We start from the raw sequence: 12,717 nt of genomic DNA, 5'->3' as shown, positions 1-12,717 counted from the left end.
GCTAGTTGACGCACTTGGGATCGGCCGAGCCTGCGGTGAGGATCGGCGACGGCGGTGGCGGCGGCTCGTCGCCGTCGGAGGCGCTCAGCGCGCTGTAATCGCCACCGGAGACGTAGTTTCCGTCGGAGCCGGGGCCGGTGTAGTCGGTGGCCAGCAGCACGCGAACGGTGTTCGGCGGCAACGCCGGGTCGGCCACCACGGTGAGCCCACCGAGGTCTTCGGCCACCGCCTGGGCGCCGAGGTCGCCGGTGTCGGCGGCCTGCACCTGGCTCGTGGTCACCGGAGCACCTTCGTTGTTGGCGACGCTTCCGGTGTTGAACCCCTTGGCCGCCAACACGTCCGAGACCGCCGAAGCCAACCCGTTGATGTCGGTGTCGTTGAACACGTTGACCGTTGTGTCGGCGGGGGAGTAGGCCAGTTCGTCGGTCTTGCCGTCGGCTTGCTCCTGGAGCAGCCCTTCCACCCAATCGGCCACCGCGTTCGGGTCGACCTGCACGACACTGTGCACACCGTCCTCGGACCAGGCGTTCTCCCGGATCACCGGGATGGTGGCGAACGCGACGTTGCCGGCCGACAGGTTCTGCAGCTGGGTTGCGAAGTCCATGATGTCCCAACCGGAGGAGATCACCACCGACCGCTGAATGGCCTGCTGCAGGCGGCTCAGCGTCGCCGGGCTCGACAGCGTCTTGCCGGAGATCACCTTGTGCGCCAACTCGGCCATCACCGCCTGCTGCCGCACGACACGATCGAGATCGCCGCGCGGCAGGTCGTGGCGTTGACGCACGAAGCTCAATGCCTGCGCGCCGTCGAGGGTCTGCCACCCGGCAGGGAAGTCCGCACCCGACAGCCGCTCGTAGACAGGCTCTTTGAGGCAGACGTTCACCCCGCCGAGAGCGTCGGTGATCAACGCGAAGCCCAGCAGCCCGATCTCGGCGTAGTGGTCGATGGTGACCCCGGTCAGGTCGGTGACGGTGGCGATGAGGGCCTCTCGGCCCGCCTCGACCGCGCGTTGCTCGACCTCCGGGTCCTCCATCCCCGCCTTGACGAGTCGCTTACGCTCATCGAGCTTGGTCTCCCCGTACACCCCGTTGATCTTGGTCATGCCCATGCCGGGGGCCTTGACGTAGGAGTCCCGCGGAATCGAGATCGCGGTCGCCGACTTGCCGCTGTTGGGCACCCGGATCAAGATGATCGTGTCGGTGTTGGTGGCCTCGTCGTCGCCTGCGCGCAGGGTGGCCAATTCCTCTGCGGTCAACGGGTTGCCGTGGGCATCGGTACGACTGTCGTTGCCGACCAACAGGATGTCGATGGCGCCGTCGTCGCCGCCCTGGCCGAGCAGCGGCGTCGACATGTGGAAGATGCCGCCCTCGAAGGAACGAATCGTGGTCCACGCCACGCCGGTACCCAGCACGACGCTGACAGCGGTGATCGTGGCGACGACACGTGCGAGACGCTCCATGGGCATCGATTCAGGTTACGACGCGGCGGCCCGCATTCCCGGTAGCCGCGGTCGGCGTGCCAAACTTGGGCGATGTCGGATCGGGTGGTGATCACCGGGGCGGCCGGCCAGCTGGGCCGCGCCCTGGCCGCCCGGTCCGCCGAGGAGGGCCGCGACGTCGCGGCGTTCACCTCCGCGGAATGGGACATCACCGACCCGTCGGGCGCCGGTACCCGGCTGCGTGCAGCGGACGTGCTGGTCAACTGTGCCGCCTACACCGACGTCGACGGCGCACAGACCGACCCGCAGCGCGCCCAGGCGGTCAACGCCACCGGACCGCAGGTCCTGGCCGCCGCGTGTGCCCACGCCGGCGTGCGGCTCATCCACATCTCCACCGATTACGTCTTCGGCGGTGCGGCGGTCGGCGGCAGCTGTGATCGTCCCCACACCCCCCGCGACCCGGTCGCCCCGGTCAACGTCTACGGCGCGAGCAAACTCGCCGGGGAGCGCGGCGTGCTCGCGACGCTGCCGGGCGCCCATGTGCTGCGCACCGCCTGGGTCTACACCGGCGGGACCGACGACGGCGACTTCGTCGCGGTGATGCGCCGGTTGGCCGCCGGGCAGCAGGATGTCAGCGTCGTCGACGACCAGGTCGGATCGCCGACCTACGTGGTCGACCTGGTCGCCGCGATCCTCGAACTCGTCGACGCCGGCCCGGCCGGGCCGGGCGAGGGGTTGTGTCACGCTGCCAACCAGGGAGCGGTCAGCCGATTCACGCAGGCCCGCGCCGTGTTCGCCGCGGTGGGCGCCGACCCCGAGCGGGTGCGACCGGTCCCCAGCGCGCAGCAGGCGCGCCCGGCGCCGCGGCCGCGGTATTCGGCGTTGGCCTGCGCGGGGGTCACCCCGCTGCGGGACTGGCGGCAGGCGCTGGCGGCCGCCCTGGGGACGCGCCCTCTATCCTCAACGCCGTGAGTGCTGCGCTGCCGGTGGTGACGGTCACCTATTCGCCGGGACCCCACCTGGACCGGTTCCTGGGATCGCTGACGCTGGCCACCGAGCGTCCGGTGCAGGTGGTGCTCGCCGACAACGGCTCCACCGACGGCGCGCCGCAGGCCGCGGTGGCCGACCATCCCGGGGTGCGACTGTTCGAAACCGGCGCCAACCTCGGCTACGGCACCGCGATCAACCGCGCGGTGGCCCAACTCGACCCGGACGTCGAGTTCATCGTGGTCGCCAACCCCGACGTGCAGTGGGGCCCGGGCAGCATCGACGCGCTGCTGGCCGCCGCCGGCCGATGGCCGCAGGCGGCCACGCTCGGTCCGCTGATCCGCGAGCCCGACGGCGGGGTGTACCCGTCGGCGCGGCACCTGCCGAGCCTGGTGCGCGGCGGGATGCACGCGGTGGTCGGTCCGGTGTGGCCGCGCAACCCGTGGTCGATCGCCTACCGCCAGGAACGCATGGCGCCCACCGAACGCCCGGTGGGGTGGCTGTCGGGGGCGTGTCTGCTGGTGCGGCGCGCCGCGTTCGATCAGATCGGCGGGTTCGACGAGCGCTACTTCATGTATATGGAGGACGTCGACCTCGGCGACCGGTTCGGCCGCGCCGGGTGGCAGAACGTCTATGTGCCCTCCGCGGAGGTGCTGCACGCCAAGGGACATTCGACCGGGCGCGATCCGGCGCGGAATCTGGCCGCCCATCATGAAAGCACCTATATTTTCCTCGCCGACCGTCATGCCGGCTGGCGGCGGGCGCCGCTGCGCTGGACGATGCGCGCGGCGCTGGCCGCACGCACACGGTTGGTGGTCCGCAGTTCACGACGGCGACTGGCGAAAGGGCAGCACTGATGGCAGATGAGCGACCGGTCGACGCGGTGGTCCTGGTCGGCGGCAAGGGCACGCGGCTGCGGCCGCTGACGCTGTCGGCCCCCAAGCCGATGCTGCCGACCGCCGGGCTGCCGTTTCTGACCCACCTGCTGTCGCGGATCGCCGGGGCCGGCGTCGAGCACGTCATCTTGGGCACCTCCTACAAGCCGGACGTGTTCGAGAAGGAGTTCGGCGACGGCTCGGCGCTGGGGCTGCAGATCGACTACGTCACCGAGGAGACCCCGCTGGGCACCGGCGGCGCGATCGCCAACGTCGCGCCGTTGCTGCGGGGGGACACCGCGATGGTGTTCAACGGTGACGTGCTCTCCGGCGCGGATCTCGGTGAGCTGCTGGCCTATCACCGGCAGAAGGCCGCCGACCTCACCTTGCACCTGGTGCGGGTGGGTGACCCGCGGGCGTTCGGCTGCGTGCCCACCGACTCCGACGGGCGGGTCACCGCGTTCCTGGAGAAGACCGAGGATCCGCCGACCGACCAGATCAACGCCGGCTGTTATGTGTTCTCCCGCGAACTCATCGAGCGGATCCCGCGCGGGCGGGAGGTCTCGGTGGAGCGGGAGGTCTTTCCCGCGTTGCTGGCCGACGGGTCGGTGAGCGTCTGCGGCTACGTCGACGCGACGTACTGGCGTGACATGGGCACACCGGAGGATTTCGTCCGCGGCTCCGCCGATCTGGTGCGCGGGCTGGCCCCGTCGCCGGCGCTCGGTGATCACCGCGGCGAGAAGCGGGTGCACGACGGCGCGGCGGTCAGCCCCGGTGCGGTGCTGATCGGCGGCACCGCCGTCGGCCGCGGTGCGGAGATCGGTCCGGGCGTGCGACTCGACGGGGCGGTGGTCTTCGACGGCGCGCGCATCGAGGCGGGCGCGGTGATCGAGCGGTCGATCATCGGCTTCGGTGCCCGGGTGGGCCCGCGGGCGCTGATCCGCGACGGGGTCATCGGCGACGGCGCCGACATCGGGGCGCGCTGCGAGTTGCTGCGCGGTGCCCGGGTGTGGCCCGGGGTCACGATCCCCGACGGCGGGATCCGCTACTCCTCGGACGTCTGAGCGGCACGCGCCGCCAGGTAGGCCAATGCCGCGTCGGTGTCGGCGGGTAGCGCGGTCAACGGCCACCATCGCAGATCCAGGGATTCCTCGCTGATCCCGATCTCGGCGTCGGCCGGCGCCCGCGCCACGAACTGCAGGTCGAGGTGACGGGTCGGCACCCCCAGCGAACAGGTCAGCGGATGCACGTGGATGGCGACCAGTTGCGGGTCCAGCGTCAGTGCGGCGATGCCGGATTCCTCGGTGGCTTCGCGGGCCGCGGCGGCGACGATGTCGGCGTCGTCGTCCTCGCAGTGCCCGCCGAGCTGCACCCAGCGGCCCAGCCGCGGGTGCAGGGTCAGCAGCGCGTGGGTGCCGCGGTGGTCGAGAACGAGCGTGGAGGCGGTGACGTGGCCGGGCACGCACGAGCGGGCGCAGGCGTCGGGGCGGGCGTCGACGAATGCGGCCACCGCGTGGCGCAGCACATCCTGGGCGGCGTCGGGAGCCGACCACTCGCTGAGCAGCCGGATGGTCGAGTCGCGCACGCTCATCGCAACACCAACAGGTCGGCGACGGTCGCCGGTGGGCGCGGTCCCGCGAGGCCGTCACCGGGATAGCCGATCGCGATGGCCCCCATCGGTTCCCACTGCGGCGGCAGATCCAACTCGGCGCGCACGATATCGGCAGCGAAGATCGTCGAACCGATCCAGCAGCTGCCCAGCCCGCGCGAGGCCAGTGCCACCAGCAGTGCCTGGACCGCAGCGCCGACCGCCACGGTGAACATGGTGTGCTCGGCGTTGGTGCGCTCCTCATCCGGGTAGTGATGCGCCCCTTCGGGGACCAGAAACGGGATGATGACTTCCGGTGCGTCGTAGAGGATCTGGCCGCGTGCAACCCGACGCTCGATGGCATCAGGAGCTCGTCCGTCGGAGGTCAGGTCGGCTCGCCACCGGTCTTTCATCCGGTCCAGCAACCCGGTGCGGACCGCGTTGTCCTGCAGCCAGACGAAACGCACCGGCCGGGTGTGGTGGGGAGCCGGGGCGGTCAACGCGTCGGCGACCGAGGAGTGGACCAGATCGGCGGGGACCGGATCGTCGGTGAATCGGCGCACCGAGCGGCGCAACAGCAGCGCCTCGCGGTGCCCCTGCTCGAGGGCTTCGGCGGTGCCGAGCCAGAACAGGTCGTCGGTGCCGCGGCGCACCAGTGTCGCGGCGGTGGATCCGTCGTCGACGGCGGGCAGGCCGCGCACCACCGCCACGGGAATCCCGGTGAGTTTGCCCTTGACCAGATCGGCGGCGGCAGCCACCTCGTCGGCGACGGCGATCTCGGTGACCTGCAACTCGTTTCCGTGCGCGTCGACGGCTCCGGCGTAGGAGTTCAGCACCGTCATCCCGCTGGCGCCGATGGCGACATCGATCTGTCCGGTGCGCCAGGCGCGGCCCATGGTGTCGGTGATCACCACAGCGACCGACACTCCGAGCCGTTCACGCAACCGGGTGCGCAGTATGTGGGCTGAGGCATCGGGATCCACCGGCAGCAAGGCCAATTCGGTCGTGGCGACGTTGGAGCCGTCGACCCCGGCGGCGGCCTGCACCAAGCCGTTGCGGTTCTCGGTGATCAGGGTGCGGCCCTTGCGGGCGAGCACCCGCACCGCCTCGGCGTCGATCAGGCGACGCCGCAGGGCGTCGCGCTGCTCGGGGTCGCTGGGGGCGGCCACCATCCGGCCCTCGCACTTGGAGACCACCTTGCTGGTCACCACCACGATGTCGCCGTCGCGCAGCCACGCGGCGGCGGTGGCGATCGCCGCCGCGAGATCGTCGCCGGCGGCGAAGTCGGGCAACCCGGGGACCGGCAGCACCTGCACCGGTGCCGCGCTGCCGTGCTCAACCATCGACGCCAGCGCATCGCAGCCCGGCGCGCACCATCGCCGCGGTCGCCTCCGGGTCGGTCATCAGCAGCGGCACCGCCTGCACCTCCACGCCGTCGACCACGCCGCGGTCGCTGTCGTCGCCGTCATCGACCAGCCAGTGATCGAGGATGCCGGTGCTTCGCCGGGATCCGTAGAGTGCCCCGACCGCCGCGGCGCTGGTCTCCACGCCGATGGTCGACAGGCACTGGTCTGCCATGCCGCGCAACGGTTTCCCCGCAATGATGGGGGAGTAGCCGACCACCGGGGCCGCGGTGGAGCGCAACGCGGCGCGCACCCCGGGTACGGCCAGGATCGCGCCGATGCTCACCACCGGGTTCGACGGCGCCAGCAGCACCACGTCGGCTCCGGCGATCGCCTCGGCGACACCGGGGCCGGCGGCCGCCGACTCGGAGCCGACGAACGCGAAGCTGTGGGTGGGGATGCCAGCGCGGTGACGTACCCACCATTCCTGGAAGTGGATCGCGCGTTGCTCGCCGTCTGCGGGGTCGGTCACCACCACGTGGGTTTCGCAGCGCTCGTCGCTGACCGGCAGCAGCGTGGCCCCCAGCGGCCACCGGTCGCACAGGGCCGCGGTCACCTGGGAGAGCGGATAGCCGGCCCGCAGCATCTGGCTGCGCACCAGATGGGTGCCCAGGTCGCGGTCGCCGAGGGCGAACCAGTCCGGTTGCACCCCGTAGCGGGCCAGTTCCTCCTTGGCGTTCCAGGTCTCGTCGCGGTGGCCCCAGCCGCGCTCGGTGTCTACCACACCGGCCAGGGTGTACATGCAGGTGTCCAGGTCGGGGCAGATGCGCAGCCCGTGCATCCAGGCGTCGTCGCCGACGTTGACCACCGCGGTGAGCTCGTGGGAGGAGCCGGCCCCCGAGGGGTCGGCGAATCGTCCCAGACCCAGCAGATGCTGCACCCCGAGCAGGAATCGGGCGCCGCCCACCCCGCCGACCAAAACCGTGATCTTCACACCGATCGACACTACTGTTCGGTAATCAAGGGGGCGCGCCGAGGATCGGGTGTGGTCAAGATGACAGGGACTCGCCGATCACAGACACGCGTGGCTTTGATCACGAGATGATATGGAAATCCGCCCAAGAGCTTGACCGCGGCACCCAACCCGTGTCTAATCACATCAGTGTCATTTCGCGGTTGGCCAGCCGAAATCGGTGCCCCAGACCGAGATTCGATCAGTTGTTCGAATCGAGATGGCCGCACATCACCAATAGTGGCCGATTTTTGACGATTAGCGAAACCAGGTGAGGAGGCGGAGCGTGTCCATCGAGCACCTTCCGGGCGATACGGGACCAACACCGCAAACTGAAACCGGATCGGCACTTCCCGGGGGCTGGGCACGACCACATCTGAGCCTGGTGGCAGATACGCCGGACCCGTTCGGTGACGATCTGCTCGACATGGACTCGGCCACCCCCGAGGAGTGGCAGGACCGCGCGCTGTGCGCCCAGACCGACCCCGAGGCGTTCTTTCCGGAGAAGGGCGGATCGACCCGGGAGGCCAAGAAGATCTGCCAGCGCTGCCCGGTGCGCAACGAGTGCCTGGAGTACGCATTGGCCCACGATGAGCGGTTCGGTATCTGGGGCGGCCTGTCCGAGCGGGAGCGTCGGCGGCTCAAGCGCGGCATCATCTGAGGCGCAGCGCTAGTCGTGCTGATCATCGTCGAGCGTCGGGTCGATGACCGACGGATCGACGTCGAGGAAGGTGGCGACCTGGGCCACCAAGATGTCGTGCAGTAGCTCGGCAAGATCGTCGGGATCTTTTGCGCGCCGCTCGATCGGCTTGCGGAACAATACGATTCGCGCCCGAGTGGCGTTTCCCCGCACGTCGACCCCGGCCGGGATCAGCCGCGCCAGCGCGATGGGGCCGTCGGCGACCACCTCCGGCGGCCACTGCACGGTCTCGGGGTCTTTGGCGGCGATGCGGGGGATCTCGTCGACGGCGACGTCGAGGGCCGCCACCCGTTCGGTGAAGCGGCGCTCGATCGGTTCGTAGGCCTCCAGCACCGCCATGTCGAAGCGTTCGGCGCGGCTACGCCAGCCCGGGACGCTGGGGGGGAGCAGCGGGCCGCGCATCTCCCGGCCGCGCCGGTTCGCTGCCGAACGCCGATCGCTCACCGGGCCGATGGTAACGGTTCCACATCGCCGCGGCCCCGGTTGCGCGTGTCCGGCGCGGCGACGCTTGCCCGCCACGATAGCCTCGGGCTGTGAGTGTTCCCCGTCGCTGCTGCCGGCCCGGATGCCCGCACTATGCGGTGGCGACGCTGACGTTCGTGTACGCGGACTCCACCGCGGTTGTCGGCCCGCTCGCCACCATGCGTGAACCCCACTCCTGGGATCTGTGCGTCGGGCATGCCGGCCGGATCACCGCGCCGCGCGGATGGGAGTTGGTGCGCCACGCCGGCCCGTTGACCGCGCCCACCGACGACGACGATCTGGTGGCGCTGGCCGACGCGGTGCGCGAGAGCCACGCCGGCCGCAACGGCATGGCCGCCGCGGCCACCGGTTTCGCCCCGCAACCGGCGCCCGCCGGCGGCGAGGCGGCGACCGGCGCGCGCTCGTCGGGACGTCGGCGCGGCCATCTGCGGGTGCTGCCCGACCCCAGCTGAGCGCCGCTCGCGGTAATGCCGGCGCCGTCCCGGGCGGCCGGTAGGCTGATCCCCACGCGAGTCCCCTCCCGTCAGGAGCACAGTCATGTCCCGGCCCGCTGCGGCTGTCCACCGTGTGATCAAGGCCTATGACGTGCGCGGTCTGGTCGACACCGAGATCGACGAACCGTTTGTCACCGAGGTCGGTGGTGCGTTTGCGACGTTGATGCGCGACGAGGGGGCCACCCGGGTGGTGATCGGACACGACATGCGGGCCAGCTCCCCGCGGCTGGCGGCCGCGTTCGCCGCCGGGGTCACCGCCCAGGGCCTCGACGTCGTGCGGATCGGGTTGGCCTCCACCGACCAGCTCTACTTCGCGTCCGGGCGGCTGGACTGCCCCGGTGCGATGTTCACCGCCAGCCACAACCCGGCCGCCTACAACGGCATCAAACTGTGCCGGGCCGCCGCCCGCCCGGTCGGCGCCGACACCGGGCTGGCCGAGATCGGCGAGCAGGTCATCGCCGGGGTCCGTGGCCACCGCGGGACGCCGGGATCGCTCAGCGACGCCGACGTGCTCGCCGAGTACGGCGCGTACCTGCGATCGCTGGTGGCCACCACCGGCTGGCGCCCGCTGCGGGTGGCGGTCGACGCCGGCAACGGCATGGCCGGCCACACCGCGCCGGCGGTTCTGGGGGCGATCGAGGCGGTGACGCTGCTGCCGCTGTACTTCGACCTCGACGGCACCTTCCCCAACCACGAGGCCAACCCGCTGGACCCGGCGAACCTGCGCGATCTGCAGGACTATGTGCGGCGCAGCGGAGCGGACATCGGGTTGGCCTTCGACGGCGACGCCGACCGTTGTTTCGTCGTCGACGAACGCGGCGAGCCGGTCTCGCCGTCGGCGGTGACCGCGCTGGTCGCCGAGCGGGAGCTGCAGCGCGAGCCGGGGGCGACCGTCATCCACAACCTCATCACCTCCCGGGCGGTGCCGCAGCTGGTGGCCGAGTCCGGGGGCACCGCGGTGCGCTCGCGGGTCGGGCACTCCTATATCAAGGCGCTGATGGCCGAGACCGGCGCGATCTTCGGCGGTGAGCACTCGGCGCACTACTATTTCCGGGACTTCTGGGGAGCCGACTCGGGAATGTTGGCGGCGTTGCACGTGCTGGCCGCGCTCGGCGGTCAGGGACGCCCGTTGTCGGAACTGGCCGGCGCCTACCAGCGCTACGCCGCCTCCGGGGAGATCAACTTCACCGTCGCCGACGCCGATCGGGCGGTGGCCGCGGTGCTCGCGGACCTCGACGGCGAAATCGACACCACCGACAGCCTCGACGGGGTCACCGTGGACCTGGCCGACGGCAGCTGGTTCAACCTGCGCAGCTCCAACACCGAACCGCTGCTGCGGCTCAACGTCGAAGCCGACACCGACGCCGCCGTCGCCGCGCTGGTCCGCCGGGTCGGCGACCAGATCACCGCGGCGGAACCGGAGACCGCGCCACGGTGAGTCTGCCCCAGCCCCTGATCGACCTCGATGACGGTGATGGCCTGCTCACCGCCGACGCCGAGGGTCTGCTGCGGGCGGCGGCCATGGCCGGCGCCCAGGTGCGCTCGACCGCGGAGGCCGTCGCCGAGGGGGCACTGGCCGACATCGGTGGGCGGGACCCGGCGCGCACCCTGATCTGGGTCGGCGGGCGGGGGACGGCCAGCAGCGCCGGGGCGCTGCTGGCGGCGCTGCTCGGCGGATCGGCCGGCCAGCCGGTGATCGCGGTCGGGGAGGTTCCACCGTGGATCGGTCCGCTGGACGTGCTGGTGGTCGCCGGTGACGACCCAGGCGATCCGGTGCTGGTGGCCGCGGTGGCGCTCGGCGTGCGCCGCGGCGCTCGGGTGGTCATCGTGGCCCCGTCCGAGGGACCGTTGCGCGACGCCGGCGCCGGGCGCGCGGCGGTGCTGGCACCGCGCGTCGCGGTGCCCGAACCGCTGCGGCTCAGCGGATATCTGGCCGCCGGGTTGGCGGTGGCGGGGGCGGTCGACGCGCGGATCGGCCCCGACCTCGCCGCGCTCGCCGATGCCCTCGACGGCGAGGCGTTGCGCAGCAGCGCCGGGCGGGATCTGGTCACCAACCCGGCCAAGACACTGGTGCAGCGCATGGCCGGCCACCAGGTCGTCTTGGCCGGCGACGATGCGGCCACCGTGGCGTTGGCCCGCCACGGCAGCGCCGTCGTGCTGCGCCTCGGGCGCACGGCGGTGGCCGCGACCGGGCTGGCCGACGCGATCGCGGCGACGCACGGCGGGCCGGACCCGACCGCTAGCATCTTCCACGACGAACAGATCGACGGGCCGCTACCGCCGCGGCTGCGGGTGCTGGCGCTGACCCTCAGCGAGCAGCGCACGCTCTCGGCCGCGCGCATCGCCGGGCGGCCCGGCGTCGAGATGGTCGCCGCCGGTGACATCGCCGAGCAGACCGAAGCCCGGGAGGGGGACCAGGAAGGTGACAGGGTGGCCGCCGACCCGCTGATCGAGGCGGGCACCGTTCCGGTCGAGCAGCAACTGGGGGTGCTGGCCGTCCGGCTGGAGATGGCCGCGGTGTACCTGGGTCTGGGAGCCGGGATGGACGGGGGATAGTTCAAGACCGTGGAACTGCTACGTGGGGCGATCCGCACCTATGCCTGGGGATCGCGTACCGCCATCGCCGAATTCACCGGCCGGACCGTGCCGGCCGCGCATCCGGAAGCCGAGTTGTGGCTGGGTGCCCACCCCGGCGACCCGGCATTTTTGCGCGGCCCGGGCAAGGAGACCTCGTTGCTCGACGTGCTCGCCGACGATCCCGCCGGTCAACTCGGCGCCGCCGCGCTGGACCGGTTCGGCGCCACGTTGCCGTTCCTGGTCAAGGTGCTCGCCGCCGACGAGCCGCTGTCGCTGCAGGCCCACCCCAGCGCCGGGCAGGCCGTCGAGGGATTCCAGCGCGAGGAACGCCTCGGGGTGGCGCTGAACTCCCCGGTGCGCAACTATCGCGACACCAGCCACAAACCCGAGCTGTTGGTCGCGCTGCAGCCCTTCGAGGCGCTGGCCGGGTTCCGCCCGGTCGCCCGCACCGTTGAGCTGCTCCGGGCGCTGGCGGTCTCCGACCTGGACCCGTTCATCGGACTGCTCGACGGGCAGGCCGACGCTGACGGACTGCGCGCCTTGTTCACCACCTGGATCACCGCGCCGCAGCCGGACCTCGATGTGCTGGTACCCACCGTGATCGAAGGGGCCATTCACTACGTCGGTTCGGGGGCAACGGAATTCGGTGACGAAATGCGGACCCTGCTGGAACTCGGGGAACGTTACCCCGGCGACGCCGGCGTGCTGGCCGCCCTGTTGTTGAATCGCATCCGACTCAACCCCGGGGAGGCGATCTACGTTCCCGCCGGCAACTTGCACAGCTACCTCAACGGTGTCGGGTTGGAGGTGATGGCCAACTCCGACAACGTGTTACGCGGCGGGCTGACCCCCAAGCACGTCGACGTCCCGGAGTTGCTCCGGGTGCTCGACTTCGCCCCCACCGAGGAGTCGGCGTTGCGCGCACCCACCCGCCGCGACGGGTTCGCCACCGTCTACCAGACCCCCGCCGAGGAGTTCGCGGTGGCCGCGCTGCACCTCGACGGCGACGATCTGGGCCATCAGGTCGACGCGCCGTGCCCCTACGACGGACCGCAGATCCTGGTCGCCACCGAGGGCTCGACGACCGTGTACGCCAAGTCGAGCACGGTGACACTCGACCGGGGCGCGGCGGCGTGGGTGGCCGCCGACGACGGACCGATCCGACTCTCGGCGCGCCAGCCCGCCACGGTGTTCCGGGTCACCGTCGGCCTGTGATGCCC

At 71.3% G+C, this 12,717-nt stretch carries 13 protein-coding genes; 8 read left to right on the top strand and 5 right to left on the bottom strand.

Going from position 1 to position 12,717, the window contains the following annotated elements:
• Position 1 precedes the first annotated feature (1 nt).
• The gene (locus tag B8W67_RS05145) at positions 2-1,465 is read right to left on the bottom strand and encodes an LCP family protein (protein WP_085302573.1); all 1,464 of its coding nucleotides are present in this window, start codon (positions 1,463-1,465) and stop codon (positions 2-4) included.
• Between the two features lie 66 nt (positions 1,466-1,531).
• On the opposite strand from B8W67_RS05145, the gene rfbD reads away from it, so the two are divergent.
• From rfbD to manB, 3 genes are read left to right on the top strand one after another with little or no spacing between them, the layout of a single operon-like run.
• Positions 1,532-2,410, top strand: a complete 879-nt coding sequence (gene rfbD / locus B8W67_RS05140; RefSeq protein WP_069391206.1) for a dTDP-4-dehydrorhamnose reductase — start codon at positions 1,532-1,534, stop codon at positions 2,408-2,410.
• The gene (locus B8W67_RS05135) at positions 2,407-3,282 is read left to right on the top strand and encodes a glycosyltransferase family 2 protein (protein ID WP_069391207.1); all 876 of its coding nucleotides are present in this window, start codon (positions 2,407-2,409) and stop codon (positions 3,280-3,282) included. The genes rfbD and B8W67_RS05135 overlap by 4 nt, the downstream gene beginning before the upstream one ends.
• Complete coding sequence (gene manB, locus B8W67_RS05130) at positions 3,282-4,364, top strand: mannose-1-phosphate guanylyltransferase ManB (protein ID WP_085302571.1); 1,083 nt, start codon at positions 3,282-3,284, stop codon at positions 4,362-4,364. Before B8W67_RS05135 ends, manB begins: the two co-directional genes overlap by 1 nt.
• Here manB and B8W67_RS05125 read toward each other — a convergent pair.
• From B8W67_RS05125 to cofD, 3 genes are read right to left on the bottom strand one after another with little or no spacing between them, the layout of a single operon-like run.
• Entirely contained in the window at positions 4,346-4,891 is a 546-nt protein-coding gene (locus tag B8W67_RS05125; RefSeq protein WP_069391209.1) for an NUDIX domain-containing protein, read from the bottom strand. The genes manB and B8W67_RS05125 overlap by 19 nt on opposite strands.
• On the bottom strand, positions 4,888-6,231 hold the full coding sequence (locus B8W67_RS05120; RefSeq protein WP_085302569.1) for a coenzyme F420-0:L-glutamate ligase: 1,344 nt from the start codon (positions 6,229-6,231) through the stop codon (positions 4,888-4,890). Before B8W67_RS05120 ends, B8W67_RS05125 begins: the two co-directional genes overlap by 4 nt.
• Positions 6,224-7,225: a 2-phospho-L-lactate transferase gene (gene cofD, locus B8W67_RS05115; RefSeq protein ID WP_069391265.1), complete on the bottom strand. Its 1,002-nt coding sequence runs from the start codon at positions 7,223-7,225 to the stop codon at positions 6,224-6,226. The genes B8W67_RS05120 and cofD overlap by 8 nt, the downstream gene beginning before the upstream one ends.
• 304 nt (positions 7,226-7,529) lie before the next feature.
• Here cofD and B8W67_RS21660 point away from each other — a divergent pair, with 304 nt between their 5' ends.
• Complete coding sequence (locus B8W67_RS21660) at positions 7,530-7,904, top strand: WhiB family transcriptional regulator (protein ID WP_084228527.1); 375 nt, start codon at positions 7,530-7,532, stop codon at positions 7,902-7,904.
• A 9-nt stretch (positions 7,905-7,913) separates the two neighbouring features.
• Here B8W67_RS21660 and B8W67_RS05105 read toward each other — a convergent pair whose 3' ends face one another.
• The gene (locus B8W67_RS05105) at positions 7,914-8,345 is read right to left on the bottom strand and encodes a metallopeptidase family protein (RefSeq protein ID WP_085302567.1); all 432 of its coding nucleotides are present in this window, start codon (positions 8,343-8,345) and stop codon (positions 7,914-7,916) included.
• A gap of 131 nt (positions 8,346-8,476) precedes the next feature.
• Between B8W67_RS05105 and B8W67_RS05100 the strand changes: the two genes are divergently transcribed.
• The 4 genes from B8W67_RS05100 (at position 8,477) to manA (ending at position 12,712) form a co-directional block, all read left to right on the top strand.
• Positions 8,477-8,878 (top strand): DUF3499 domain-containing protein, encoded by a 402-nt coding sequence (locus tag B8W67_RS05100; RefSeq protein ID WP_084228528.1) that lies wholly within the window; start codon positions 8,477-8,479, stop codon positions 8,876-8,878.
• A gap of 85 nt (positions 8,879-8,963) precedes the next feature.
• Entirely contained in the window at positions 8,964-10,358 is a 1,395-nt protein-coding gene (locus B8W67_RS05095; RefSeq protein WP_069391213.1) for a phosphomannomutase/phosphoglucomutase, read from the top strand.
• Positions 10,355-11,476 (top strand): TobH protein, encoded by a 1,122-nt coding sequence (locus tag B8W67_RS05090; RefSeq protein WP_085302565.1) that lies wholly within the window; start codon positions 10,355-10,357, stop codon positions 11,474-11,476. Before B8W67_RS05095 ends, B8W67_RS05090 begins: the two co-directional genes overlap by 4 nt.
• A 9-nt stretch (positions 11,477-11,485) precedes the next feature.
• Positions 11,486-12,712 (top strand): mannose-6-phosphate isomerase, class I, encoded by a 1,227-nt coding sequence (gene manA, locus B8W67_RS05085; protein WP_069391215.1) that lies wholly within the window; start codon positions 11,486-11,488, stop codon positions 12,710-12,712.
• The last annotated feature ends 5 nt before the right edge of the window (positions 12,713-12,717 follow it).

Origin of the sequence: Mycolicibacillus koreensis, from assembly GCF_002104795.1 — a bacterium.
GTDB classification, from domain to species: domain Bacteria; phylum Actinomycetota; class Actinomycetes; order Mycobacteriales; family Mycobacteriaceae; genus Mycobacterium; species Mycobacterium koreense.
Note: the sequence above shows the minus strand (reverse complement) of the source record. Positions and strands in the feature narration are given on the sequence as shown.